Source organism: Bacillus sp. FSL R7-0685, assembly GCF_038002425.1.
GTDB classification, from domain to species: Bacteria; Bacillota; Bacilli; order Bacillales; family Bacillaceae; genus Bacillus; species Bacillus subtilis.
In genome coordinates this window covers 534,699-559,576 of sequence record NZ_JBBOCN010000001.1, presented here as the reverse complement: position 1 = coordinate 559,576, position 24,878 = coordinate 534,699, and the positions used below count along the sequence as shown (strand labels likewise).

The following is a 24,878-nucleotide window of genomic DNA, read 5'->3' as shown; positions in this document are numbered from 1 at the left end:
GCCAATTCCAGTTTATAGTCATTGTAATCCTTAGCTGCTGGTTTTGTTAAGAAAATACAGACAATGAACAAGAAAGATATGTGGAGTGATTATAATGAACAAAACAACAAATGGCTGGATAAATGGTTTTATAGGCGTACTCATTTTCAGCGGCTCGCTGCCTGCGACCCGTTTGGCTGTGTCAGACTTCGATCCGTTATTTCTCACAGTTTGCCGTGCTGCGATAGCTGGTGTACTGGCGGGAGGTCTCCTTCTCATCTTCCGGCAGCAGCATCCTGCCAAAAGAGATCTCATTTCATTGTTAGTGGTAGCGTTCGGCGTAGTGATTGGTTTCCCGTTGCTGACAGCTTTAGCGCTTCAGCATGTCACATCCGCACACGCCATTGTCTTCATTGGACTTCTTCCACTCGCAACGGCGGCCTTCGGCGTACTGCGCGGGGGTGAACGCCCCCGTCCCGTCTTCTGGATTTTCTCAGCTGCCGGCAGCTTGTTAGTAGCAGGTTTCGCCCTCATTCAGGGGGGAGGTTCATCCCCGCTTGGCGACGCGTACATGCTGGCTTCTATTGTCGTATGCGGTCTTGGTTATGCAGAAGGGGCCAAACTTTCACGGCGTCTGGGGAATTGGCAGGTGATCTCATGGGCACTCGTTCTGTCGCTTCCTCTTATGCTGCCATTGTCGTTCTTTTTTACGCCGGACTCATGGTCGGCGATCGGCGTTCCCGCACTGCTCAGTCTTGCATATGTATCCTTATTCAGCATGCTGATCGGCTTTGTGTTCTGGTATCGAGGTCTTGCCCAAGGGGGAATTGCAGCGGTTGGGCAGCTCCAGCTTCTCCAGCCTTTTTTTGGACTGCTGCTTGCCTCAGTGATTCTGCACGAGAAAGTGGGCTGGGCACTCGTAGCAGTGAATATCGCCGTTATCATGTGCGTTGCCGCAGCTCGGCGATTTGCAAAGTAAGGCAGACCTTTAAGCATAAACTTCAAAAATGCATGAAGGTATAAAAATACCAAGGGCCATCAACCCTTGGTATTTTGTATGCGATCGAGGAGACTTGAATCTCCCGCCTAGACAAATAAGTCAACACCCATTTCCTACCTCCATTATAAAATCCGCTCTAATAACTCCCCCACTTTTTCTGCCATGACACGAGGCGGATAAGGCATTTCGTTTTTTAACCACCATTCCACTACCCCTACGTAAGCATTTGCTATAAATTCAACAATGACATCTTCACTTTGGCCGTAATTCTTGCCTTTCGTTACATCTACATCTTTCCTGAACTCTTCGATATTAAACTTAAGGAACTGACTGCGAAAATATCGAGCGCCTTCACTGGCTAACATCGTCGAAAAGAATAAATAATTACTCTCAAGGTATTCCATGCAGTGTACAGTCGATTCAATCCAGTCCATTTCAGCTGCCGACTCACAAAAATCCCCCATATTGTTTATATGCTCTTCCATAATTTTTTCTAATAGATCAAATTTATCTAAGTAATGAAGATAGATTGTTCCCCGGTTTACATTTGCCCTTTCAGAAATTTCCTTAATCGTAATATGATCAAAACTTTTTTCAGTCATCAGCTCAATCAGAGCTATTTTAATAGCCTCTTGGCTTTTGGTTATTCTTCTATCCACTTTGGACATAGCTTTTCACCAAACTTTCTTAAGATAATCAACAATTTAGAGTGGAATGTTGAATAATCAACAAATCGCCTGAATGTAACCATTGTACACACCATGTTTGTATTTACAATAATAAATAAAAGCTGATAGTGAATCATGCTTTTTCCCGAATGAAGTCATTGTCCATTTTAGTTAGTTGAGAATTATTTTGTAAACACAAAGAAAGGGTGTTATTTCAAAATGCAGAGAAAATGATGAAATTAGATCACTTATCCTAAAGGTACTCTAAATTCAAATTTGATCTGCAACCCAACTATAAATCCGTCAAGAGGCAGACTTTAATGAGGTGAAGAATGATTAAAAGACAATTTACGATCATTAAGGAAACAGGGTTTGCGCGACCAGCTACCCTGTTAGTCAGTATAGCTCATCGGTTTACATCAGACATTTTTCTTGAATACCAAGGGAAAACTGTTAACCTCAAACAAGCGCCAAAAGCCATCATGGACATTATGGATTTAGGAATTAAACCAGGAACCGAAATACATATATACGCTCATGGAGCCGACGAAGCGAAGGCAATTCAAAAAATGAAAGAGCATTTACTAAAAAACGATTATATACAGTAATCAAAATCTATCGTAGTAGCGAGATTGTTATCGTTGGTTGATTTATTTATTTTGCGACAAAACAGCTTTTCAGATCATGCGTTCATTTTTCTTCTGGTGATCATTCAACCTAAAATACAAAAATTAAAAAGGATCTACAAACGAAAATGGAGGGTTTATATATGTGCAGCAGAACATAATACCAAGGGCAGTTATACCCTTGGTATTATTGGATACCGAAAGAACTTAAATCTCTACAGGTGCTTATAAGCTATAAATGGTTAGTCTCGTGGCATTTCTATGTGCTCCGTTTATGCTTAAGGGTGTTCCACATTTTAATGGATACAATAGAAACCAAAACAAATGATGCGACAACCAATACAGTTCCCATTAATGACTCACTAAAATTGATCACAATGAAACTCGAAAATATCAATAAAGGGATATTCGTAACGATAACCGTTAAAATGTAAGTGGTATACTTGATTCCTACAGCTGCCGATAAAAAACAAACGACATCTGTTGGAGCTATTGGACAAATCATCCCCAGCGCCAAAAACTTATAATTATAAGTCTCCAATAATTTTTTCAACTCTGGATATTTACGTTCTAAATCCTTCATCATGTTCCCGCTTGAAAACACAGAAAAAGGGGCAAAACTTCTTAAGAATTCTTAAGTTTTCGCGATGCTATTCAAGATCGTTTCCTCTTCTTAAACAGTTTTCAATATCATCCTATCTATTCCATGGTAATATTTAGATACATAAACTTATATATGAAGCTGACCTGAATTAATAGAGAGGAATGAAAAAATGAAGAAACGCAGAAAGATATGTTATTGCAATACTGCCCTGCTGCTTATGATTTTGCTTGCTGGATGTACGGACAGTAAGAATGGAGAAGCACAACAACCTTCAAATCAAGCTTCTGCTGTACAATCTGACGAAAAACACACTGAGCCTGAAGAGAGCACCAAAATACACAAGGATGAAGCGGAGCCAATAACAGAATCAGAAGAATCCGCAACAAAAGCTGCAAATAATACCTCTTCAGCAGAAGAGAAAAGCAAAGAAAACAATGTATTGGCAGCATACTCTTCGGAAAAAATCGAATATGCCAGAGTTTGGCTTCAACTTGGACCTAATCAAGAGATAGATGAATTAAATGTTCGACATATTTCGGCTGGCGAGCCAATTAATCCTAATGATGATACAAGTGCCAGCTATCCAGAAGATGTAACCCAGTTAGCAGGTTCTCGTTTAGTGAATGGATCAGTCACTTATCATGGCAATGGGGATGGCACGATTCATGTATATAATGTGCCTTTACGATGGGATTCTGCTGATGATGTAGAAAAAGGCGTCATGAGGGAAGTGACTGAGAATATCATAAAAAACAGAAAAACAGTGTATGTTGATACAGGTGACAATGAAAAAATCAAGCGGCTCATTGATATCATGATGATTCATTAATCAGTATTCGTTTGTCTGTACCTGACTAAATACAATGGTTAATAAGGAAATAAGATATATTAATATAAAAACAAAGTTTGAAGTGCAGTAACTTGCTGAAAAATCTTCCGGTTCTATTAGTTCTCCTAGGCATTCTAAATGTGATGAGCCGTACCATTGAGCTATTTCTAGGTGTTGCATTAATATTTTATAACGCTGTCTAGTGGCATACAATGTTAATCAAAAGAAGCATTTCAGCAGTAAGTGAATGTTGTCCTAAGAAAAAACAAGCATCTTACTATGCTTGTTTTTCTTCTATAGAAATGATCTTATTACGCTATGATGCTATTCCTTTAGCCTGAACCTTGGCGTGCCTAATCCTTTAATCCCTTTCCATCGAGAATTTTTTGCACATATTTTTCGACTCTCGATTCTCGGGTTTTGGATTGTTTGGCTTGAGAAAAATAAAGAGTGTATGCTCTTTGCCGTCCCGGGGTCAATGCTTCAAAAGCAGTTTTCAAGGCAGGGATTTCATCGAATTTATTTTGAAGTTCTTCAGGAATGTTCAATTCAATATTTTTGTTAACATCCACTTTCAAACCGGCTTTTTCAACTTCAATGGCTTCGTGAATATAGGCTTTCAAAATGTTTTCTAGCTCATTTATTTCCTGAACATTTGTAAACCGAATCTGGCGCGCCGCCTGTACATTCTCCGTTTGTTGAATGAGAATTCCATCGGTATCCTGTAATAAGGCGCCTTTGTGAAACAGAAGCGCACAATATTCTTTAAACCCATGTATTAAAACGACATTTTTATTATTGTATGTGTAACAAGGATGCATCCACTTAAAATCTTCAGTCAGCTCACAGTCAAGAATGATGGTTCTCAACTTCTCAAATTCTTCCTTCCACTTTTTCGCTTTACTTAAAAATTCATCAACCTTCGGATTCGTTCTGCTATTTGTCATGAAAGAATTCCCCTCTTTCCAAGCTTTTTACATTTACGTGAATTGATAATAATGAAGTCCAGTTTTATTTTTGACATCTCGTTATTTATTTTATTCTTCTATAGGTTCCTTCTCTTATTATTCAATAGATTAAGCTTAAAGTGGGGATGATGCAACAACAAAAAAAAGAAGGCCCACAAAGCCTTCTCATCTTGTTTTATTATTTCACTGACAATCTGAAAAAATAACAATTCAATTATTATATATCTTTTTTATTCTTGCCAATGCATAAGGTTACGGCAACACTAGCTATACTGACTAAAGTTCCTGCAATAGAAACTAGAATTGTCAAAAAGCCATTGGGAATAAGAAATCCAATTGGAATGAGCCCCAGAAAAGTGAAAACGATAAAACATTGGTATACACCAGATATTATTCTTACAACCAAATTGCCAAAAAAGGACATGACTAATGGAGGGATAAATAAAAATACAACGATTCCAATTGAGATCATCAAGATAATAGGTTCATCAAATGAGATGACATAATCTCCAGGCGACTCTTTAGCGGCCGCTAAAACAACAACGATAGACATCATTAGTGTAACAAAAACAAGAGAAAACCTTTTTAACAACGTGATGACTCCTTTACCTAAAGCGAGTAATCCTGCCTTTTTCAAATCCGATAACCATTTTATGTGATTCAATTAAAGAATATGCAGTGAGTGACACAGCTATAAGGAATCCTGTTCAAATCTTTATAATAGATTTAATGGAGCAACTATAGTTCGTTAGAATATTAGATGCTACAATAGACTTTATCTAACAATATAACAAATTAATGTAAATTAAACAATCCTATCCTTTATCGTCCCCTAAACCATACCACCACTGGAATGAGTAATAAGGACAACATCCCTCCAGTAAATGATAATGCTAGGTAACTTGACCCTGCCACAATCATTCCAGATAATGCTCCGCCAGCAGCTCCTGACAACGCAATCAGAACATCCACTGTCCCCTGCGTTTTAGCTCGTGTGGCACTATCAGTTGAATCTACAATAAGGGCAGTCCCGCTTATCAAACCAAAATTCCACCCTAATCCGAGTAAAGAAAGAGCAATGACGAGAAGAACCATAGAATCTCCCGGAGCAAATGCTGCTATTACACCTGCCAAAAGCAACGTTGTTCCAGAGGAAATAGCCATTGCGGTACGTCCCAACCTATCTACAAGAACACCTGTAACCAGTGAAGGGAGATACATAGCACCTATATGAAAACCAATAACAAGCCCTACTGCCCCCAAGTCATGCCCATGATGTCTCATATGAACCGGTGTCATTGTCATAATAGCTACCATTACTATTTGGGTAAGAACCATAACTGTTGCCCCAACGATTATCCCTTTTTTGTTTTCTGTATGCTCAGTTGCCGCCAAATGTCCTTTATCACCAGGCTCTTCATTTGCCGCTTCTATTGTTCTTGCTATAACTAATGGATCTGGACGAAGCATAATGAAAAGGACCACACCTGCTAAAATATATGCTGCTGCGGCTAAAATGAAAGGGCCAGCAAGTGATGGAACACCAATAGAAAGAGCGAAATCCCCCATCACATTCACTAAGCTTGGACCTGCCACTGCGCCAAATGTAGTAAAAACCATCGTAATACTAACAGCAGTCGCTCGCTGCTTATGATTTGCTAAGTCTGTACCTGCATAACGGGCCTGTAAATTAGTGGCTGTACCTGCACCGTAAATAAGCAATGAAATAAATAACAAGAAAATACTATTTATGATTGCTGCCATAATAACGCCTATTGCTCCAAGTCCGCCAATCATAAAGCCAGCTGAAAGACCTGTTCGACGGCCATAACGTTGAGAAAGTCTTCCAACAATTAATGCAGATCCTGCTGACCCTAAAGTAAATAAAGCAGAAGGAAGACCAGCAAACGCATCAGTGCCCAGCATTTGCTGTGCAATAAGCGCACCGACAGTCACTCCTGCCGCCAGCCCCGCACCGCCAAAAATTTGTGAGATACTCACAACGAATAGTGTACGCTTGTATAACGATTTTTGTTTTTCTGGTGAACCGATGTAGCTTTGTAATGAAGCAGTTTGAACATCTATTGCTTTTACGCTGTCCTTGTCTAACATCATCTGACCTTCCTTTCTAAAAGCCAATTTTGTATAAACCTCCCTCTAGATGTGGATCATCATAACACGCACAAAAAAGCCATACAATGTCATAATTGTATGGCAAACAATATTAGGTAAGATCGTCTAGCAAACGTCTCAGGATCATTAATCCTTGTTCAAGCTCTTCAAGTGTTTTTGGTGCACAGACAGAAACCCTTACAGCCCTTTCAGGACAACTATTTCCCACTACAAAGCGTTCAGCCGCATACACTTGCACGCCATGTCGAGCAGCCAACTCTTCAAATTCGGCACCAGACATTTTACCCGGTAACAACAACCAACGAAAAATGCCTGTTTCAACACCTAAACATGTATATCCCGCAACATATCGGTTTACGAGTTGATTTCTGCGAATGGTTTGTTCACGATGACTCTCAATTAAGACTTCAAATTGATTTGATACAATCGTGCGAGCAGTAAGTTCAGCTAATAGCGGGGAAACGGTTATATTTAAATTATAAAGCGCCTTTGATATTGGCTCCTTATATTGTCTCGGCACTGCTACATAAGCCAAACGCAGACCTGGCGCTAACGATTTTGATAAACTTGCAATATGGATAACCTGTTGCGGTGCGAATGAGGCGAGTGCCGGAAGCGGATTTTTGTTGAGAAGATGGTACGATGCATCTTCAATAACAAATAGATTATATTTCTTTGCAATGTCTGCAACCATTCTTCGATTCTCAACAGACATAAAGGAAGTCGTCGGATTATGATAATCCGGGATTAAATACAAACCTTTAATATTTTCATTTTTACACGCATATTCAAGTGACTCCGGACTCATTTCATCGTTCTCTGATTTTATCGGTACGATTTGCACACTAAGCAATGATGCAACAGTTTTTAAACCAGGGTACGTATGATGGTCAACACCGATGCGGTCTCCAGGCTTACAAAGACTCGCCAAAGTCGCGGCAATCGCATTTTGTCCCCCATTTGCAAATAAAATGTGATCAACGGATGTTTCAAATCCGCCTCTTTGGATGAGCTTTACAGCTGCATCTTTTTGCCAAAGGCTTTCGCCTGCCCGGCCGTAGCTAAACCATTTTTCATAATCCTCCTCCTGAATCATGTTTTTCAGTTGGTGTAACAAGGGCTCATATGAAGCGTGATCTGGAAGTATTGCTCCCATTTCAATTAAATGTGTCGGCTTTGTATCCTCAAGTAAATACGCATTCGACAACGCATCATACGATACAAATGTGCCGCTCCCTACAGTCGCACTCAGCAGCCCCTTTAACTCACACACTTTAAATGCTTTGGAAATCGTACTCACATTTAAATCTAAATAATCAGCCAATTCTCGCTGCGGAGGAAGTTTTGTTCCAGGTAATAAAACTCCGTTTAAAATATCCTGTTCCAATTGCCCTGCAAGTGCTTTATAAATAGGCTTTTCAGCTTTATCAATCGATGGCTTCCAGCTCATCGGATAATTTTCAAAAGAATTGATAGGCATGATACGCATCCTTTTTCACTCAATTATATGAATGTGCCGTTTATAAGACAATTATAACTTTCTTTTATTGATGCCTTTTTATGAACAGCATGCTTCAATAAAACCTGTACAAATACAAGTGAATCACTTACTTTATTTCATATAAGTCATCCTGCAAAACTGTGCACAGAATGTCGGATAAATACATTTCACTCCTGTTATTCTTTGGTTAAAGGAGGCCAAATAAATGGATTTGCTTAAAAGTATGAATAGGGCGTTAAAGTATATTGAAGAAAACCTCACTAATGATATTGATTTTCAAGAGGCAGCAAAGCTTGCTTTCTGCTCTGAATATCATTTTAAAAGGATGTTTTCCTTCCTTGCAGGTATTTCATTATCGGAATATATTCGTCGCAGACGTCTTACTCTTGCAGCTTTTGAACTGAAAGACAGCAATGTAAAAGTGATTGATATTGCAATAAAGTACGGTTATAACTCACCTGATTCTTTTGCACGGGCATTCCAAAATTTACATGGCATAAACCCATCAAAAGCCAGACTTAATGGCCATTCCCTTAAAGCTTATCCACGAATGACCTTCCAGCTAACAATTAAAGGAGGAAATGAAATGAACTACCGTATTGAAGAAAAAGAGGCATTTCGCATCGTTGGCATTAAAAAAAGAGTTCCTATTATTTTTAAAGGGATTAATCCGGAGATTGCATCTATGTGGGAAAGTTTAGATGAAAAAGCAATAAATAAACTAAAAGAGCTTTCTAATGTAGCACCATCAGGCCTCATTAGTGCATCCACCAATTTTTCTGAAGGTCGGACAGAGGAAAAAGGAGAGCTCGATCACTATATTGGCGCAGCCACAACGAAACAGTGTCCAGATAATTTCTCACGGCTTGAAGTTCCTGCCTCAACATGGGCTGTATTCGAATCAATCGGGCCATTTCCGGATACACTGCAAGAAGTATGGGGACGCATTTATTCCGAATGGTTTCCATCGTCAAATTACGAACAAATAGAAGGTCCAGAAATATTGTGGAACGAGCATAAGGATGTAACATCACCATCTTTTAAAAGTGAAATTTGGATACCAATTACAAAAAAGTAATACGTTTTTCGATCAGAGAAGAAAAATTGAAGGTTCTTGAAGAAAAAATACCAAGGGCGTCAAAACCCTTGGTATTTTTGATATTGCCGAGAGGGCTCAAACTCCACCAGTGTTTTTCATTGCCGGACCGGTCATATAAGCAAAAAAAGCCCCTATATATCCCGATTTGCATGATTCCTAATCTTTAATATCGACTTTTCACTCTGCATAGAAGGCTCTTTATGTAAAGCCAATATTAAAGTTATCCCTATAATACAAATAGCACCAATCCATTGAAAAGAACCAAATGGCGCTTTTAACCAAACGACAGTTGTTACAACAGCGGATAGAGGTTCTAAGCTGCCTAATAGGCTTGTTTCTTTGGGAGAAAGGCTTTCCAAGCTTTTTATGAAGAACCAGAACGCAATCATTGTTCCAAATAATATCACAAATAATATATATGCATACGCCTCAGCAGTTAATCGTTGAAAATCCAGTTGCCATGGCGGATGGATAAAACCCAATGCAAAACCGCCAATAATCATAGCCCAACCTACAACGACAAGAGAATCAAATTTATGTAATAAACCAACGGCATATAAAGTATAAAAAGCTGCAGCGAATCCTGATAAAACTCCCCATACTACTGCAGCTGCCGGCACTGAAAGTTGAGATATTGAACCATTTGTTAACAAAAAAAAGCAACCCACTAAAGCAAGCACAACAGTAATGATATCTTGTTTGGTAAGAACCGTTTGTTTTCGCAAAAGCGTGTAGATAATGACGATTACTGGGGATAAATATTGTAATAATGTAGCAACGGCAGCATTCCCATGTTGAATGGATGCCATATATGTGTACTGCACAGCTAGCATTCCCAATAGGCCAAAAATAAGAAGCTGGCCAGCCGACGCTTTGTTTTTCCAAACCTCAATAACCTGAGACCGATGCTTTCTGAACAATTGCAGCATTAAAAGTAACATTCCAGCCGTAAGCAAACGTGTCGTTACAAGCCAATTGACATCAATTTGATATTCTTGAAAAAGTTTTTTGGCTACTGTGCCTCCAATTCCCCAACATGTCGCCCCTGTGATAACATAGAACAATCCCATTCTTCTATTGGAAGTATTCATACATGACTCCTCACTAATAAATATAATAATAGTGTTATAATAAATGCAAAACATGATAAAAAATACTCAAATTGAATGAAAAAATATAAATATATTGAGGTGTGAAGTCAGAATGAAGAATTTTGTGATCGATCAAAATTTAAAAGAATTAACAGAGCACCGAACGGTAGAATTGCCAGTTGCCTGCTACAAGACAACGATCAATCAAAATATAAATGGCTATATTCCGCTTCATTGGCATGATGAAATCCAATTTGTTTTGATACTAAAAGGGATAGCTCTCTTTCAAATAAATGAAGAAAAAATAGAGGTTCACGAAGGGGATGGATTATTTATCAATAGCGGCTGCCTGCACATGGCCGAAGAAAAGGAAGGCTCGGATTGTACGTATATTTGCTTGAATGTGTCACCCCATTTCGTTTTACCTCAGGAACTGTATTCAAGCTATGTTCAGCCCTATATGTTTTCAACCAATTTGCCCTATTTATTTTTGGCCGGAAATCAACAGTGGGCAAAAAATATTCTAGATGCTGTTAAAAAAATAAATCAATTGATTCAACAAAAGACATCGCTCTATGAGATTGACATTACGATGCAATTAACGTTAATGTGGAAAAACATGGTCGTTAATGGTTTTCAATTAGAGTACGATCAATCTGAAATGATAAAAAGTCATCGAATGAAACAAATGTTAAACTGGATCCATCTCCATTATGCTGAAAAAATCACATTAGAGGACATTGCAAAAGCTGGCCAACTGAGCCGTTCTGAATGCTGCCGTTATTTTAAACGAATGCTGAATAAGACGCCATTACGTTATGTAATGGATTATAGAATTCAAAAAAGCTTATTATTACTGCAACACCCTGAATCCAATGTGACAGAAGTGTCTTATCAAGTTGGATTTAACAGTACCAGTTATTTCATAAGTAAATTTCAACAAGCGATGAATATGACGCCATTATCATACAAAAAAATGAATTCATAAAGTTTATTCTATTAATAAACGGAGTCCTCTTAAGATGTTTACGGCTTTAAAACCAACATTGTATAATGATAGTCATTCTTAAAAATCGAGGTGATCATAACATGTTTTTAGCTCCACTATTTGAAAATGATGTTCCAGTAGCACTTCTCCGCCCTTAATGGAGTAAAGTGACTACTTCTCTCCGTTAGGGCATTTATTGACCTAATTTTAAATACGGAGGGAACAAAAAAATGAAAAATACCCTGTTAGGTTCTATATATTTAGCTTTAGCCGCTAGTATCTGGGGTGGCATGTATGTTGTGGTTAAGGTTGTTGTCGCAGTAATTCCGCCTTTTGAATTGGTTTGGATCAGGTACGTCATCGCCATCCTTGCGCTTCTTATTGTTGGTTTGATAAGGAAACAATCTTGGAAAATTCATAAGCGCGACCTTTTATTAATTGTTGCCATTGGAATTGTTGGCAACACCATTTCAATTGTTACACAAGAATATGGAACGATGTTGTCTTCAGCACAAATGGGAGCAATTATTACGTCCTCCACACCAGCGTTCATGGTTATTTTTGCTCGTCTATTACTTAAAGAACCATTGAATATAAAAAAAGGAACTTCAATAATTTTAGCGACCACAGGCGTATTATTTATTGTTGGAAACGGACATATTGATACCTCTAATCAGCTTGGCGGTATTTCTCTGCTTGTTGCAGCCCTTACATGGGCACTGATGTCAGTGCTTATCAAACGCGTGCCAAACAGCTATTCGCCTATACTTGTTACCACGTATTCAACTTTTGTGGCCATTGTGGCACTAACTCCTTTTGTAAAACCTAGCACGATTTTTACGCCACTACTGCTTGACCCTAAAATTCTAGGTGGCCTTTTGTATTTGGGAATTGTTTCAACAGCTTGTGCATTTTTATTGTGGAACCACGGCTTACAATTATTAAATGCCTCAAGTGGAGGCCTCTTTTTCTTTTTTCAGCCTCTGGTTGGAACCTTACTCGGATGGATTCTGCTTGGAGAACAAATAGGCGGGACATTTTGGATAGGTTCGTTTTTAATTCTGAGCGGTGTTTTATTAGTCATTAAAGAGAAAGAAAAAGAAGTGAAGTCATAACAAAAAAAAGCAAACTATTTTATATAGTTTGCTTTTCAATTAACCTTGTTCTTTCCCCTTCACTTCTTTATGTTCTGGTCTTCATTTATAATCTCTCCTTTCTTTATTTTTCTTCTCACCTCAATACCCATTTGAAGGTTGTCAATTTCCCTAATAATAATGCCAATTTGGTGGCTAAATGTTTATCAACAAACCTTTTTCTGCTCGCAAGATAAGTGAAAATGCATCATTAAGTAAGTCGGCCGTTATCCATATCAAATCGGTAAAGAAATTAGAACTTAATCATGTGCTTTAAATATTTTTAGCTGACATTTCACGAATATCGTTCTTTCTTATCTACTCAAATCATTTCTGTAATGTCATTGAGCCAATGAAAAACTGCTCACAAGGATCAATTGACCTTTTCCTGATTGGAAATCCGACACGTTCCTATTGTTTTTGCTTGATCTGTTTTTTCAAAAAAGTTATTGACATCAAAAATTCGATCATGTTATTATTAAAATTTTGATATTACACCTCCATATATGGTAATCTTAAGAAGGATACCATATATGGAGGTGGATGATATGTTTCAAATTGGTGATAACATTGTTTATCCAATGCACGGAGCAGGTATAATTGAAGCCATAGAAGAAAAAGAATTCTTAGAGGAAAAACAACAGTATTATGTCATAAGAATGTCAATCAGTAATATGACAGTTATGATTCCAACGAGTAAAATATTGAGTTCGAATATACGACCAGTTACCGATATACTTGCATTAAAACACATTATGCACATTTTTCAGCATGGAGAATCAGATAGGTTACTGCCATGGAAGCAAAGGTACAAAATAAACACGGACAAAATAAAAACAGGTGAAATACAAGAAGGTGCTGAAGTTGTACGTGATTTAATGCGTATGAAGAAAGAAAAAGCACTTAATGCAAGCGAAAAAAAAATGCTGGATAATGCATATGAATTTTTGATTAGTGAACTGGAAGTAATTAAAGGAATCACTGAAAAGCAAATAAAAAGTTTCGGTTAGATAGTGTATTGATCCCAAAAAATATTTCGGAATATTATGATGAAAAGCAAATCTTCTCCAACTTATGTTTAGAACATTAACGACCTCTTTTGTTATTCCTACATTCTAATCCATTTTTATTATTTACATTTCTTCTGCGAAGATTGAAGTTTTACCAAAAAACTCAATAAAATAGTCACTTGTTATTAGTATCCTGATTCACACTGGCACGGACAAGGAGCCGTAAGGATGGAAGAGAGGTAGGGCTTTCATTGTTTTAGGTATCTCTAAGTGATTATTTCCAGGAGAAAAAAACAATCGATCTCCTCATTATTTTTAAGAATTTCTTATATCCACTGCCACATTGAATAATAATTGTTTATCTTCTTCTCATAAAAGAGATATGCGAGTTGATAACATCCAGATGAAACCATTTTTATAATTCATCTAATCTTACTTAAAGTAACGAACGTGAAAAAAGAAAGAGTTATATTTGAACAAAACATTAAATAATTTATATACATTCCGCATATTGTCAATCCAGTATGTTATACTGTAAACAAACCTTTGAAGTTTTAAATCTTTTTCTATACCTTGTAGCATCTCCCTACTCGAACGTTGAGTAGGGTTTTTTATTGAGTATGATATAGACATAAAAAAACAGGCCCTATATAAAGAGCCTGTTTGTATAAACGATTGAAGATTAAGCTTTTTGAACGTTAGCAGCTTGAGCTCCACGAGCACCTTGCTCAACGTCGAACGATACTTTTTGACCTTCGTCTAAAGATTTGAATCCGTCACTTTGGATTGCAGAAAAGTGTACGAATACATCGTCTCCATTTTCGCGTTCGATAAAACCAAAACCTTTTTCTGCATTAAACCATTTAACTGTACCTTGTTCCATTTTTGTTGCCTCCTAGTGTGTAACCACACAGTATATACTATCCTTGCCCAAAGTATCATCAAGACGAAAAGTCAATCTTCATACTATCCTTTACACCGAACAAAAATAATTCTTCTTTATTATATCAGGAATCGGAAATAACTGCAAATTATATTTCCGATTTATTCATGGCATTATTTGTTAAACATGTGTATACCAGTGCAGAATAAGAGGCCTATTAAAAACTTTGGTTTGAAAACACCATGAAAAATGAATCACGAGTGTCTTCAAACCTTTTTCTTTGCTTAATAGTACTTAGCTCAGCTGTTTCTTCTTAAAGAGCAAGATAATCTTTTAAAAACAAGGCTGTTCACTTGTAAAACTTTGTTTCTGCAGATGTTTCCAAACAGTCACTCATGGATATACCCATTACTTCATTCCTTTTTTCCTCAAACAATCAATGTTCACGGTCAAATAAATCGATCCCCATGGGGGAGCATTGAGAGAGTTTGACCCAATAAAGTGCTGGGTATAATCTTCATACGCCTTTTGTATCCCGGCTGACTCTGCTAATAATAAACTGGAAATCAGTTTATTAATTCCAATAATTTTACAGATGAATGGGAAGAATACTTATCATATATGAGGTGTATCACGTTGGGCCTTCTAAGGCTATAAAACGTTTCCTACACTTAGAAGATCACCAGGGAAGGGGAAACTTTTTAATATGAAAGAACAAAACCTAAGGGCTTTGAGAAAACTGGTTACACCTTATGAAAAGTCCGATTTACACAAAAGCATTTGTCAAATCATTAACACATTGGTGCCATTTTTCCTATTATGGTGTTTGGCATATAAGAGCTTGTCGATTTCTTATTTCCTTACATTAGCGATTTCTGTTGTTGCGGCAGGTTTTTTAGTGAGAACCTTCATCATCTTTCATGATTGCTGCCACTATTCCTTTTTTAAGAACAGAAAGGCGAATCGAATCCTTGGAACATTAACAGGAATTCTGACTCTGCATCCATTTGATCATTGGGCACACGACCATTCTGTCCATCATGCGACAAGCAGCAACCTGGACAAACGCGGTACAGGCGATATTTGGGTACTGACGGTTGAGGAATATAAGAAAGCCTCAACTAAGACAAAAATAATGTACCGTTTGTACAGAAATCCGTTTGTTATGTTTATTATTGGGCCGATTTACGTCTTCGGGATTGCCAATCGTTTTAATCGAAAAGGGGCAAAACGCAAAGAACGGATGAATACGTATGTAACGAACCTGGGGATCGTCGCTTTGGCAGCACTTTTATGTTGGGCTATTGGCTGGCAAAACTTCCTGCTGGTTCAGGTGCCGATTTTTATGATATCAGGCTCTCTCGGAATTTGGATGTTTTATATTCAGCATACGTTTGAGGATTCTTATTTTGAAGAAGATGAGCATTGGGAATATGTAAAAGCAGCAGTTGAAGGAAGCTCTTTTTATAAGCTTCCAAAAGTCATGCAGTGGCTAACAGGCAATATCGGTTTTCATCATGTTCATCATTTAAGCCCGAGAGTCCCAAACTATAAGCTTGAAAAAGTGCATAACAACACTGAACCATTGCAAAACGTTCCGACTATTACACTGGCAACAAGCCTTAAGTCGTTAAAGTTCCGCCTATGGGATGAAGAAGGCAAAAAATTTGTTGGTTTTAGCCACTTAAAAAAAGCTTCTAAAAGCCAAGTATCGGCGCGGCTAACAACGGATTAAAATAAACTCCCCATAATCGCAGAATAAAAGTGCAGACTCGCGCAACGATGTTGTGCAGAGGTCAGCACTTTTTTAGTGGACTCCACAATGCGGTACAGCCGTATTTTCCGCAAAAAAATAACACCAAAGATGGTAAAACCCTTGGTATTATTGGGGTGCGGCCGAGCGAACTTGAACTTTACGGGTTATTCCCCCCACTGGGCCCTCAACATTGTAAATCCATATCATTGATTATGAAAGCTTGTTTTCATTACACTTTCTAACTCCACTTTACATCATTTCTATAAGGTTGTATGAATTATGGTTAATAATTGGTGAGCAAAAACCCACTTCCTCACTTCTCCAAATCTCATTATAAAATGATTTCATATTCGTTCCCTCTCCTAAAACAATTAAAACTTCAGAGACACTATCTTTCTCGGTTATTGAATTCACAAAAAATCTTTTTTATATCGAACGGCTAGATAGATTCCTGAAGCTAATAAGGCAAGAGAATATTTAAATAAGAAGAAAACTTGCCACATATATTCTTTCGGGAAAATCAAGTCGCACAAAATTACTCCATATAACATAAAGAGGGCACTTTTTAATGATATTTGATTTGTTCTTTCGTCAGCCTTACCCATTTTTTTAAGAAATACGAATGTCAGAATCAATCCGACTACAAGCAATACAAACCCACTGCCAATAAGAATATTCCAATTTCCCGGAGAATGTTCAGCCCAGGACTTTAAAGGAGAAAAAATTGCGTTGGTGATCGTATCTGTGATCGAATTCATTTTCATTTTTGATCATTTCCTTTCTCATAAGTAAAAATCTCGTTTACATCCACTTTGAAAAATTCGGCAATTCGAAAAGCTAACAGCAGAGTCGGAACATAATTTCCTTTCTCCATTACAAAGATGGTTTGTTTGGAAACCCCGACTTTCTTTGCTAATTCTTGCTGAGACAATCTGGCAAGTACACGATATTCATAAACCTTATTTGAGATCGAATCACCAAAATCTTTCTTCATGACCATCACCTCTTGAACCAAATTATAAATCCACCTTATATAAAAGTAAAGTAAACTTATACAAAAATATAAAATACTTTTATGTTTACTTAGATTACTTTGATTTAATCATGAACCAGAATGCAGAAAGAACCTGACGAAATTCATGATTCCGTCAGGTTCGATCTAGTGTAATTTATATTTTTAAAAGAACACGGTTTTGATGGCGCATACAGAACAATGATTCTTGGTTATGACTCTGAGGCGCTGAAGTTGTAGAGCAAACAAAAGAATACAGAATCACTGATTATGTAAGAATATTTTCATTACACTTTCTAACTTCTCTTTACGTTAATAATTGGTGAGCAAAAAAACACCCTTACTTCATATTTCTCCAACTCTCATTATGTTCAAATGATCTAAGATTCGTTCCCTACCCCTTAAACTTCATATCTATTCCATGGTAATATTTAGATATAAACTTACTGAAAGGATTGGACAATGAAGGTATTTGAAGCTAAGTCTTTGTTATCTGAAGCTGAAAACCAAGCAAAAGATTATAAAGAATTGAAAAATCAAATGATTAAGCTAAGAAAAGCATTTAAGGATGTTGCCGATCTTGATGACAGTGAGTTCTCTGGCAAGGGAGCAAACAATATTAAAGCTTTTTATCACGATCATGTGGGTGTCACTGATCAATGGATTGATTTAATTGAAATGAAGATCGCTTTCCTTACTAGTATCTCCGGTGTTTTAGAAGATGCCAGCTTATCTGACGCATATATCGAGGAATCCTTCTTAGAACATGAACTAACAAACGCATATAAAAAATCAAAATAAATTATGTCTGAGCAGAAGAAAGCAATGAAAGATATTCTGAATGATATCGATGACATTCTTCCACTTGATTTATTTTCAACAGAGACTTTTAAGGATGAGCTCTCTTCTGCCGAAAACAAACGGAAAAAGACTGTTGATAAAATATGCGATGTGGACGAAAACTTAAAAACTGAATATGCAATAACTGAACCTAACGAACAATTCATTAAAGCAGACTTTCAAAAGTTACAGGAATCAACAGGTAAGGGCAAGAACGCTCCCCCCCTTCACTATAATGCCAAGGCATATCGTGAGAGCGATATACATAAGAAAAAAGGCGATATCGAGAAGCAATCTGAAGCTTATTTGAAGATCAAAAAAGAAGAAGCTAAAAAACACGAAATAAAAGATTTGAAAAGACAGCTTGTAAAGGTAACAGATCCAGACGAGTATTTAAAAATTGCGAAGAAAATAGGATACGAGAATTTGGAACCTGAGCAGCAAGTTTATTTCCGCCAACTCGAAGAACTCCAACAAAAAGCTGAAATTGGAAAAGGTATTGCAATGGGAATGTATGAAGCAGGTAAAGATACAGTGATGGGTCTCTATCAACTTGCAAGACACCCGATTGAAACGCTTTCTGGAACAGTGAACGCAGCCTTACATCCAATCGATACTTGTAAGATCATAGCAAAAGACATAGAAGACACATTTCAACGTGATATGATTAATGGAGATAGCTACAGCAGAGCAAAATGGGTTTCCTATGTAGGCAGTACTGTTGTTCTTGCAATAGTTGGTCCGAAAGGTATTGATAAAGTATCCAAAGTTGCAAAAGCCGGTTCAAAAGTTGCTGCAATTAAGGCACTTGAAGCTTCAAAAGCAGGAATAAAAAAAGGCATTGAATACGTTAAAATACCAAATGTTTTTGAACAACAGTATGCAATGGCTGGTGGTTCAGGGACTTTTCCTTTTAACGTGATTGATGGAGAGAATTATAAAAACTCTGCACTTGAAATATTCAAGGCCTCGTCTACTGTACAAGGATTAAAGAAAGCTAAGCCGCATGAAATTGTAAACGAATTAAAAACTTTCCAAAGCAGAAAATACACTTTTGGAGGACAATCATTCCTCATTGATAAGCGAGGAATGAAGCATATTTTAGAGCGCCATCATCCTAATTTATGGGATGGTTCAATTAAGTCTCAACAATCTTTTCTCAATAAAGAGATGACTGTTAACGATGTTGCAGATGCGATAGAATCAATTATGAAACAAAACCGTGAAGAGTTAACGAAAAAAGGAACTAAATTTAGTTATCAAATTAGAGGATCATATGAGGGTCAACAATATGTTGTAGCTTTCAAAAAGGAAGAGTAGGACAATTCTATCCGGAAAAATAGGAGAGGTAAAATGTTTTATATTCAATCATTAATCCTTAGGCCAAATAAGAAGATAAACGATCTTTCAATCTTAAAAAATAATATTGACGATTACTTTGTTCCACTTAACAATATAGAGGGACTAAAGAACATAAAACCACAGTTAGACTCTTACTATTTATCTGGGGCGATTATTTTAAAATATGGTGAACAAGATTTGCTTGATGTCACTATGTGGGACTTGGTTGACCAATTGTGGGCTTATTTTTTAAATCTAATTGAAGAAGCTATTGAAACAGGAAAAAGCGAAACTTATTTTCCAGATCAACCCCTTCTATTGAAAATGAAATCAATATCGAATGATATGTTGTTATTTGAAATTGACCAAAAACAAAAAGTATTACTACCGAAACTTGATTTTTTTGAATCACTCTTAAAGAATGCGAAAAGTTTCTTTGAAACTATGAATTTTATTTTAGAAGATAACTGTGATTATGAGTATGAACTTAATAAGATTGATGAATTGCAAACCAAAATCAAATGTATGTGAGGTTAAATGTGAATTACTCTAGAGTGAAAAAATTCTTTGATAAGAATAAAAAATATTCAATTCTTACTGGAGGCGTCACTGACAAACATATTAAAGTGATAGAAAAAGATCTCAAAGTAACCCTACCAGACAGTTATAAGTGGTTTTTAACTGAGTATGGTTCAGGAGGCGCGTTCGGGACCATGATACTCGGTTATGACTCTCATGGAGCTGAAGTTGTAGAGCAAACCAAAGAATACAGAACGTTCTACAATCTTATACCAGGTCTTGTTGTTATTGAGTATATAGATGAATTCTCTTATTGTCTTGATACAAATAAAATGGTAGATGGAGAATGTTCTGTTATCCTTTGGGACAACCATGAAGGATATGGTTATACTGCTGCAAATAGTTTTCTTGAATTTCTTCTTCAGCAACTAAAAAAGGGTAAAGAGGATTTTGACGAAGATGAGGGTTGAGAAGAATAATCTTCCCATTCCAAATAAAGTTGTTTTGGGGATTGAATAATTATAATATAAAAAACCATACCGAGATGTTTGGGTATGGTTTTCTTAATAGGTCTCCAATAAAAGTTAAAATATGGTTTCTGTAACAAAACCCTTATATAGTAATGTTTAGTACATGAATTTATTTAAAAATATAATGAACCTATTTCAAATTAAGATTAACTGAGAGCTTTATCTTTTTTCATAATGAAAAAAAGAACCTTTTTAGGCTCTTTTATTAGATATTATCCATTCTTTTTCTCACTCTCTTACTAAGCTTAAAGCCGAATCTATTTATATACTCTTCGTTTTTCAATTATTGGATATGCCTCTATGATTGGCAAGGTACGAATCAAGATATAGACACCTACAGCTATCAAAACTACACAAACTGGATAGTAGGCAATTAAACCTGAGGCTATATGTTTTCTTTCAAGAAGAAACAAACTTTACTGCACTTTATTAAGAAACACTCTTGAATTCTCTGTATTAAAAAAGCTAATTCACTTCATTATGAATTAGCTTTTTTGTACAATCAGGTCAGCAACATCAGCCATAAACACATCTAACATTTTTTAGATGGCTTACTTTAGGTAAGTGGGCAGTTTGTGGGCAGTAGATTATTTAAAAATAAACACAAAAAAATACCAAGGTCGTCAAAACCCTTGGTATTTTTGAGATGCGGCCGAGAGGACTTGAACCTCCACGGGTTATTCACCCACTAGGCCCTCAACCTAGCGCGTCTGCCATTCCGCCACGACCGCGTGATCATTAAATTGTGTTTGTGCTGGTTTAGTAGGCTCTTAACCTAGTAAAACCGATTTGCGTGCACTTTGTAAGTAAAGTGCGGGTGAAGGGACTCGAACCCCCACGTCGTAAGACACTAGATCCTAAGTCTAGCGCGTCTGCCAATTCCGCCACACCCGCAAAAAGACAAATGGTGAGCCATGAAGGACTCGAACCTTCGACCCTCTGATTAAAAGTCAGATGCTCTACCAACTGAGCTAATGGCTCTTACTATTAGATTTCAAAAATAAAAATGGCTGGGCTAGCTGGATTCGAACCAACGCATGACGGAGTCAAAGTCCGTTGCCTTACCGCTTGGCTATAGCCCAACGAAATGGAATGACCCGTACGGGATTCGAACCCGTGTTACCGCCGTGAAAGGGCGGTGTCTTAACCGCTTGACCAACGGGCCGATGGTTGAGAACTTATATCGAAATCTTATGGCGGAGAAGGAGGGATTTGAACCCTCGCGCCGCTTACGCGACCTACACCCTTAGCAGGGGCGCCTCTTCAGCCACTTGAGTACTTCTCCAATATGGCTCCACAGGCAGGATTCGAACCTGCGACCGATCGGTTAACAGCCGATAGCTCTACCACTGAGCTACTGTGGAATAATGAGACAAGACTTATTATATCAGCCTTGATTTGCAGTGTCAAGAGGTAAATATTTTTATTTATCTCTCGTGACGACTTTTATAATGTAACATAGGCTTGCCATATTCGTCAACCTTTTTCACGAAAAAATTCTTTTTATTTTTCCGCGACATTTTCCGCATCTGTATCTGTCAGGGTTCATGGCGCGCTTCTTTATATACTGTTGGCCGCAGGCCGTACAGATATACATATAAGTTTTTTTGTTTTCCGCTTTTTTCTTAAGGGGTGTACAGAACCTCGGCGCGTTGACCTGCTGCAATAGCATTCTAAAATCTCTGTCTCTGTGCTTGTACCCTTTTCCTTCAAGGTGGAGATGATAATGGCAGAGCTCGTGCTTGATGATGCCGATCAGCTCCTCCCTGCCGTGTTCAATCAGATATTTTCTGTTCAATTCAATGTTATGAGAGGTTAACAGGTACCTTCCGCCCGTGGTTTTAAGCCTGTCATTAAAAAGCGCCCGATGGCGGAACGGCTTTTTAAAATATGTTTTAGAAATATCCTCTGTCAGCTTTTGAAGCTCTATATTATCCATAGTGCACCTCACTTAAAAAACATTGAACGGGACAATTCACCGTTCGCATACAATATGGTAATCACCGTCCCTCTTATGATAAAAGCTGAGGAGGAATGAGCCTATGCCAAATTGGCTTAAAAAGCAGATGCAAAAAGCGTTCCTTGAAAAAGATAATTACCAAATTAAACTGCTGAATCAATGCTGGTATTTCTATAGGAAAAAACACTGCTCGTAAGCAGTGCTTTTATTTTACCATAGACAGCGATACTCTGCCTTTTTGTACATCTACGCCGTCAACCCAAACTGTCACAATATCGCCGACAGATACGACATCAAGAGGATGCTTGACGAATTGATTGCTCAATTTTGAGATATGCACAAGCCCGTCTTGTTTGACTCCGATATCAACAAACGCTCCGAAGTCCACTACATTGCGCACGGTGCCCTGCAGTTCCATTCCCTCTTTCAAATCTTCCAGCTGAAGGACGTCTGTTTTCAGCAAAGGCTTAGGCACCTCATCGCGCGGATCGCGTTCCGGCCTTGTCAGCTGTTCACAAATGTCTTTCAGAGTGATTTCGCCGATTCCCAGCTCTTTTGCCGTTTCAGAAAGCGCCAGCTGATTGATTTTGTCCTTCAATTCCGCCGTGCCGATATGTTCTGTTGAAAGTCCGAGTTTTTTCAAAAGCGCTTTTGTTTCTTTATAGCTTTCCGGGTGAATGCCTGTTCTATCCAAAGGCTCTGTCCCTTCCTGCACTCTTAAGAAACCGATACATTGTTCATAGGTTTTCGCACCGAGCCTTGGGATGTCCTTCAGTTCTTTTCGATTTGAAAACTTTCCGATTTCCTCGCGTTTTTTGACAACGTTGCCTGCTACAGACTTCGATAATCCAGCTACATATTGAAGCAGTGCGGCGGAGGCTGTGTTGACGTTTACTCCAACCTGGTTTACGACCGTTTCGACGACAAACCGCAGAGATTCATTTAAGCGTTTTTGGCTGACGTCATGCTGATACTGTCCGACACCAACAGACTTCGGATCGATCTTAACGAGCTCCGCGAGCGGGTCTTGAAGTCTCCGAGCAATAGATACGGCACTGCGCTCTTCAACCTTAAGGTCAGGGAATTCTTCTCTGGCAAGCTCTGAAGCCGAATAGACGCTTGCTCCCGCTTCATTGACGATCACATAATAAATTTTGCGCGGCATGTCTTTGAGTACATTGACGATGAATTGTTCTGTTTCTCTGGATGCTGTGCCGTTTCCGATCGCCACCATCTCGACTTGATACTGCTCAAGAATCTTTTTCACTTTTTCATGGGCTTCTTTTGTTTTGTTGACTGGCGCATGCGGATAGATCACATCAATTTTCAAGACTTTTCCGGTCTCATCTGACACAGCGAGCTTACAGCCAGTTCGAAAGGCTGGGTCAACACCGAGAACGGTTTTGCCTTTCATTGGCGGCTGCAAAAGAAGCTTTCTCAAGTTCTCTGAGAAAATATGAATCGCCTGTTCATCAGCTTTTTCTGAGAGCTCTTTCCTGATTTCACGCTCGATTGCCGGCTGGATCAGCCTTTTATAGCTGTCTTCAATTGTCTCCTGCAAAATCTCTCTTACGGATGTTAAGCGATTTTTGATGATTTGTTTTTCTAAATACGCCTTAATGTGATCCGCAGGCGGTTCGATCGCTACCTTTAAAATGTCTTCTTTTTCGCCGCGGTTCATTGCCAGCACCCTATGCGGAACGACTTTTGCAATTGGCTCTTCATACTCGTAATACATTTCATACACATTTTTCTCATCGGTGTCTGCCGACTTTCCGGCTGCAGACTTAATGGTTCCTCTTTTGAAGGTTTCCTGGCGAATCCACTTTCTGAAGGTCGGCTCGTCTGAGATTTGTTCTGCAATAATGTGCTTGGCGCCTTCAATCGCTTCTTCTCGTGTGAACACTTCTTTTTCTTCGCTGATGTATTGGTCTGCTGTTGCTGCCAGATGATCATCTTGGGGAAGTGTCAGGATATAGTCGGCAAGCGGCTCAAGGCCTTTGCTTTTGGCGACTGTCGCCTTTGTTTTACGTTTTTGTTTATAAGGGCGGTAAAGGTCTTCCACTTCCTGAAGCTTCACCGATTGCTCGATTTTACGTTTTAGATTATCTGTCAGTTTATCCTGCTCTGCAATCAGCCTGATGACTTCTTCTTTTCGCTGATTCAGGTTTTGTATGTATTGCCAGCGTTCAGAAATCGTCTGAATCTGAACCTCATCCATTGAACCCGTCTGCTCTTTTCGATACCGGACAATAAACGGGACTGTATTGCCGTCCTCAAGCAGGCGGATGACACTTTCAACGTGTTTTTGTGATAAACCTATTTCTTTCGCAATTTGCTTTTTTAAAAGGGCTGACGTTTCCATGTAACCAAAGCCTCCAATTTTGTCGTTCTTTCTCTAGTGTATC

At 38.1% G+C, this 24,878-nt stretch carries 24 protein-coding genes, 7 tRNA genes and 1 pseudogene; 12 read left to right on the top strand and 20 right to left on the bottom strand.

From position 1 onward, the window contains the following. Positions 1-94: 94 nt before the first annotated feature. A complete protein-coding gene (locus tag MKY50_RS02960; RefSeq protein ID WP_341116133.1) occupies positions 95-958 on the top strand; it encodes a DMT family transporter in 864 nt (287 codons plus the stop codon). A gap of 143 nt (positions 959-1,101) precedes the next feature. Here MKY50_RS02960 and MKY50_RS02955 read toward each other — a convergent pair whose 3' ends face one another. Then, a complete protein-coding gene (locus MKY50_RS02955) occupies positions 1,102-1,647 on the bottom strand; it encodes a TetR/AcrR family transcriptional regulator (protein ID WP_014478954.1) in 546 nt (181 codons plus the stop codon). A gap of 332 nt (positions 1,648-1,979) precedes the next feature. Here MKY50_RS02955 and MKY50_RS02950 point away from each other — a divergent pair, with 332 nt between their 5' ends. Next, positions 1,980-2,255, top strand: coding sequence for an HPr family phosphocarrier protein (locus tag MKY50_RS02950; protein ID WP_014478952.1), 276 nt, complete (start codon positions 1,980-1,982; stop codon positions 2,253-2,255). A gap of 277 nt (positions 2,256-2,532) precedes the next feature. Here MKY50_RS02950 and MKY50_RS02945 read toward each other — a convergent pair whose 3' ends face one another. Further along, complete coding sequence (locus MKY50_RS02945; protein ID WP_019712429.1) at positions 2,533-2,856, bottom strand: hypothetical protein; 324 nt, start codon at positions 2,854-2,856, stop codon at positions 2,533-2,535. 190 nt (positions 2,857-3,046) lie between these two features. Here MKY50_RS02945 and MKY50_RS02940 point away from each other — a divergent pair, with 190 nt between their 5' ends. Beyond that, the gene (locus MKY50_RS02940; RefSeq protein ID WP_116316437.1) at positions 3,047-3,706 is read left to right on the top strand and encodes a hypothetical protein; all 660 of its coding nucleotides are present in this window, start codon (positions 3,047-3,049) and stop codon (positions 3,704-3,706) included. Positions 3,707-4,059: 353 nt separating this feature from the next. On the opposite strand, the gene MKY50_RS02935 is transcribed toward MKY50_RS02940, so the two are convergent. The 4 genes from MKY50_RS02935 to MKY50_RS02920 form a co-directional block, all read right to left on the bottom strand. Beyond that, positions 4,060-4,653 (bottom strand): YdeI/OmpD-associated family protein, encoded by a 594-nt coding sequence (locus MKY50_RS02935; protein WP_019712427.1) that lies wholly within the window; start codon positions 4,651-4,653, stop codon positions 4,060-4,062. 238 nt (positions 4,654-4,891) lie between these two features. Then, the gene (locus MKY50_RS02930; RefSeq protein ID WP_015715290.1) at positions 4,892-5,266 is read right to left on the bottom strand and encodes a hypothetical protein; all 375 of its coding nucleotides are present in this window, start codon (positions 5,264-5,266) and stop codon (positions 4,892-4,894) included. 230 nt (positions 5,267-5,496) lie between these two features. Then, positions 5,497-6,789 carry an MFS transporter gene (locus MKY50_RS02925; RefSeq protein WP_015252743.1) on the bottom strand — a complete coding sequence of 431 codons (1,293 nt, stop codon included), beginning with the start codon at positions 6,787-6,789 and terminating at the stop codon, positions 5,497-5,499. A 109-nt stretch (positions 6,790-6,898) separates the two neighbouring features. Next, positions 6,899-8,287: an aminotransferase-like domain-containing protein gene (locus tag MKY50_RS02920; protein ID WP_019712425.1), complete on the bottom strand. Its 1,389-nt coding sequence runs from the start codon at positions 8,285-8,287 to the stop codon at positions 6,899-6,901. A gap of 226 nt (positions 8,288-8,513) precedes the next feature. Between MKY50_RS02920 and MKY50_RS02915 the strand changes: the two genes are divergently transcribed. Beyond that, positions 8,514-9,386, top strand: coding sequence for an AraC family transcriptional regulator (locus tag MKY50_RS02915; protein ID WP_046160082.1), 873 nt, complete (start codon positions 8,514-8,516; stop codon positions 9,384-9,386). A 152-nt stretch (positions 9,387-9,538) separates the two neighbouring features. Here MKY50_RS02915 and MKY50_RS02910 read toward each other — a convergent pair whose 3' ends face one another. Beyond that, complete coding sequence (locus MKY50_RS02910) at positions 9,539-10,498, bottom strand: DMT family transporter (protein ID WP_341116130.1); 960 nt, start codon at positions 10,496-10,498, stop codon at positions 9,539-9,541. 112 nt (positions 10,499-10,610) lie between these two features. Between MKY50_RS02910 and MKY50_RS02905 the strand changes: the two genes are divergently transcribed. The 3 genes from MKY50_RS02905 to MKY50_RS02895 all read left to right on the top strand — a co-directional run bounded on the left by MKY50_RS02905 (position 10,611) and on the right by MKY50_RS02895 (position 13,629). Next, a complete protein-coding gene (locus MKY50_RS02905; protein WP_341116129.1) occupies positions 10,611-11,486 on the top strand; it encodes an AraC family transcriptional regulator in 876 nt (291 codons plus the stop codon). A 230-nt stretch (positions 11,487-11,716) separates the two neighbouring features. Then, positions 11,717-12,601, top strand: a complete 885-nt coding sequence (locus tag MKY50_RS02900) for a DMT family transporter (RefSeq protein WP_029317376.1) — start codon at positions 11,717-11,719, stop codon at positions 12,599-12,601. Positions 12,602-13,167: 566 nt separating this feature from the next. Then, positions 13,168-13,629 carry a CarD family transcriptional regulator gene (locus tag MKY50_RS02895; protein WP_010886417.1) on the top strand — a complete coding sequence of 154 codons (462 nt, stop codon included), beginning with the start codon at positions 13,168-13,170 and terminating at the stop codon, positions 13,627-13,629. 682 nt (positions 13,630-14,311) lie between these two features. On the opposite strand, the gene cspC is transcribed toward MKY50_RS02895, so the two are convergent. Together cspC and MKY50_RS21700 are read right to left on the bottom strand one after the other, a co-directional pair. Then, complete coding sequence (gene cspC, locus MKY50_RS02890) at positions 14,312-14,512, bottom strand: cold shock protein CspC (protein WP_003234247.1); 201 nt, start codon at positions 14,510-14,512, stop codon at positions 14,312-14,314. A 408-nt stretch (positions 14,513-14,920) separates the two neighbouring features. Beyond that, positions 14,921-15,079: a molecular chaperone TorD family protein gene (locus tag MKY50_RS21700; RefSeq protein ID WP_349897605.1), complete on the bottom strand. Its 159-nt coding sequence runs from the start codon at positions 15,077-15,079 to the stop codon at positions 14,921-14,923. 139 nt (positions 15,080-15,218) lie between these two features. Here MKY50_RS21700 and MKY50_RS02885 point away from each other — a divergent pair, with 139 nt between their 5' ends. Further along, positions 15,219-16,247 (top strand): fatty acid desaturase, encoded by a 1,029-nt coding sequence (locus MKY50_RS02885; protein ID WP_341116127.1) that lies wholly within the window; start codon positions 15,219-15,221, stop codon positions 16,245-16,247. A 431-nt stretch (positions 16,248-16,678) separates the two neighbouring features. Here the strand turns inward: MKY50_RS02885 and MKY50_RS02880 are convergent, their stop codons facing one another. Both MKY50_RS02880 and MKY50_RS02875 read right to left on the bottom strand, forming a co-directional pair. Then, positions 16,679-17,032, bottom strand: coding sequence for a hypothetical protein (locus tag MKY50_RS02880; protein WP_033883540.1), 354 nt, complete (start codon positions 17,030-17,032; stop codon positions 16,679-16,681). Next, positions 17,029-17,262: a helix-turn-helix transcriptional regulator gene (locus MKY50_RS02875; RefSeq protein ID WP_029316771.1), complete on the bottom strand. Its 234-nt coding sequence runs from the start codon at positions 17,260-17,262 to the stop codon at positions 17,029-17,031. The genes MKY50_RS02880 and MKY50_RS02875 overlap by 4 nt, the downstream gene beginning before the upstream one ends. A gap of 480 nt (positions 17,263-17,742) precedes the next feature. Here MKY50_RS02875 and MKY50_RS02870 point away from each other — a divergent pair. The 3 genes and pseudogenes from MKY50_RS02870 to MKY50_RS02860 all read left to right on the top strand — a co-directional run bounded on the left by MKY50_RS02870 (position 17,743) and on the right by MKY50_RS02860 (position 20,450). Further along, positions 17,743-19,463: pseudogene (locus MKY50_RS02870) on the top strand (ribonuclease YeeF family protein). A gap of 10 nt (positions 19,464-19,473) precedes the next feature. Next, entirely contained in the window at positions 19,474-19,992 is a 519-nt protein-coding gene (locus tag MKY50_RS02865; protein ID WP_069322390.1) for a hypothetical protein, read from the top strand. An 8-nt stretch (positions 19,993-20,000) separates the two neighbouring features. Then, entirely contained in the window at positions 20,001-20,450 is a 450-nt protein-coding gene (locus MKY50_RS02860) for an SMI1/KNR4 family protein (RefSeq protein ID WP_341116124.1), read from the top strand. A 707-nt stretch (positions 20,451-21,157) separates the two neighbouring features. On the opposite strand, the gene MKY50_RS02855 is transcribed toward MKY50_RS02860, so the two are convergent. The 8 genes from MKY50_RS02855 to MKY50_RS02820 form a co-directional block, all read right to left on the bottom strand. Then, positions 21,158-21,241: transfer RNA gene (locus MKY50_RS02855), tRNA-Leu, on the bottom strand. 81 nt (positions 21,242-21,322) lie between these two features. Beyond that, positions 21,323-21,404: transfer RNA gene (locus tag MKY50_RS02850), tRNA-Leu, on the bottom strand. Between the two features lie 11 nt (positions 21,405-21,415). Next, positions 21,416-21,491, bottom strand: a tRNA-Lys gene (locus tag MKY50_RS02845). Positions 21,492-21,517: 26 nt separating this feature from the next. Next, a tRNA-Gln gene (locus MKY50_RS02840) sits at positions 21,518-21,592 on the bottom strand. Between the two features lie 11 nt (positions 21,593-21,603). Then, positions 21,604-21,675: transfer RNA gene (locus tag MKY50_RS02835), tRNA-Glu, on the bottom strand. Between the two features lie 29 nt (positions 21,676-21,704). After that, positions 21,705-21,795 (bottom strand) — tRNA-Ser (locus tag MKY50_RS02830). 4 nt (positions 21,796-21,799) lie between these two features. Continuing rightward, positions 21,800-21,874: transfer RNA gene (locus tag MKY50_RS02825), tRNA-Asn, on the bottom strand. Positions 21,875-21,996: 122 nt separating this feature from the next. Beyond that, complete coding sequence (locus tag MKY50_RS02820; protein WP_172861126.1) at positions 21,997-22,449, bottom strand: SprT family protein; 453 nt, start codon at positions 22,447-22,449, stop codon at positions 21,997-21,999. 103 nt (positions 22,450-22,552) lie between these two features. Here MKY50_RS02820 and cmpA point away from each other — a divergent pair, with 103 nt between their 5' ends. Continuing rightward, positions 22,553-22,666, top strand: coding sequence for a cortex morphogenetic protein CmpA (gene cmpA / locus MKY50_RS02815; protein WP_003225207.1), 114 nt, complete (start codon positions 22,553-22,555; stop codon positions 22,664-22,666). A gap of 9 nt (positions 22,667-22,675) precedes the next feature. Here the strand turns inward: cmpA and MKY50_RS02810 are convergent, their stop codons facing one another. Continuing rightward, entirely contained in the window at positions 22,676-24,835 is a 2,160-nt protein-coding gene (locus MKY50_RS02810) for a Tex family protein (protein WP_341116123.1), read from the bottom strand. Positions 24,836-24,878: the final 43 nt, after the last annotated feature.

What these genes read in the sequence shown, in the direction of transcription:
- MKY50_RS02950 (WP_014478952.1), top strand. Translation starts at nt 1,980, where the DNA reads ATGATTAAAAGACAATTTACGATCATTAAGGAAACAGGGTTTGCGCGA.
- MKY50_RS02905 (WP_341116129.1), top strand. Translation starts at nt 10,611, where the DNA reads ATGAAGAATTTTGTGATCGATCAAAATTTAAAAGAATTAACAGAGCAC.
- MKY50_RS02925 (WP_015252743.1), bottom strand. Translation starts at nt 6,789, where the DNA reads ATGATGTTAGACAAGGACAGCGTAAAAGCAATAGATGTTCAAACTGCT.
- MKY50_RS02865 (WP_069322390.1), top strand. Translation starts at nt 19,474, where the DNA reads ATGTTTTATATTCAATCATTAATCCTTAGGCCAAATAAGAAGATAAAC.
- MKY50_RS02945 (WP_019712429.1), bottom strand. Translation starts at nt 2,856, where the DNA reads ATGAAGGATTTAGAACGTAAATATCCAGAGTTGAAAAAATTATTGGAG.
- cspC (WP_003234247.1), bottom strand. Translation starts at nt 14,512, where the DNA reads ATGGAACAAGGTACAGTTAAATGGTTTAATGCAGAAAAAGGTTTTGGT.
- MKY50_RS02885 (WP_341116127.1), top strand. Translation starts at nt 15,219, where the DNA reads ATGAAAGAACAAAACCTAAGGGCTTTGAGAAAACTGGTTACACCTTAT.
- MKY50_RS02880 (WP_033883540.1), bottom strand. Translation starts at nt 17,032, where the DNA reads ATGAAAATGAATTCGATCACAGATACGATCACCAACGCAATTTTTTCT.
- MKY50_RS02910 (WP_341116130.1), bottom strand. Translation starts at nt 10,498, where the DNA reads ATGAATACTTCCAATAGAAGAATGGGATTGTTCTATGTTATCACAGGG.
- MKY50_RS02935 (WP_019712427.1), bottom strand. Translation starts at nt 4,653, where the DNA reads ATGACAAATAGCAGAACGAATCCGAAGGTTGATGAATTTTTAAGTAAA.
- MKY50_RS02960 (WP_341116133.1), top strand. Translation starts at nt 95, where the DNA reads ATGAACAAAACAACAAATGGCTGGATAAATGGTTTTATAGGCGTACTC.
- MKY50_RS02915 (WP_046160082.1), top strand. Translation starts at nt 8,514, where the DNA reads ATGGATTTGCTTAAAAGTATGAATAGGGCGTTAAAGTATATTGAAGAA.
- MKY50_RS02955 (WP_014478954.1), bottom strand. Translation starts at nt 1,647, where the DNA reads ATGTCCAAAGTGGATAGAAGAATAACCAAAAGCCAAGAGGCTATTAAA.
- MKY50_RS02875 (WP_029316771.1), bottom strand. Translation starts at nt 17,262, where the DNA reads ATGAAGAAAGATTTTGGTGATTCGATCTCAAATAAGGTTTATGAATAT.
- MKY50_RS02920 (WP_019712425.1), bottom strand. Translation starts at nt 8,287, where the DNA reads ATGCCTATCAATTCTTTTGAAAATTATCCGATGAGCTGGAAGCCATCG.
- cmpA (WP_003225207.1), top strand. Translation starts at nt 22,553, where the DNA reads ATGCCAAATTGGCTTAAAAAGCAGATGCAAAAAGCGTTCCTTGAAAAA.
- MKY50_RS02810 (WP_341116123.1), bottom strand. Translation starts at nt 24,835, where the DNA reads ATGGAAACGTCAGCCCTTTTAAAAAAGCAAATTGCGAAAGAAATAGGT.
- MKY50_RS02820 (WP_172861126.1), bottom strand. Translation starts at nt 22,449, where the DNA reads ATGGATAATATAGAGCTTCAAAAGCTGACAGAGGATATTTCTAAAACA.
- MKY50_RS02895 (WP_010886417.1), top strand. Translation starts at nt 13,168, where the DNA reads ATGTTTCAAATTGGTGATAACATTGTTTATCCAATGCACGGAGCAGGT.
- MKY50_RS02940 (WP_116316437.1), top strand. Translation starts at nt 3,047, where the DNA reads ATGAAGAAACGCAGAAAGATATGTTATTGCAATACTGCCCTGCTGCTT.
- MKY50_RS02900 (WP_029317376.1), top strand. Translation starts at nt 11,717, where the DNA reads ATGAAAAATACCCTGTTAGGTTCTATATATTTAGCTTTAGCCGCTAGT.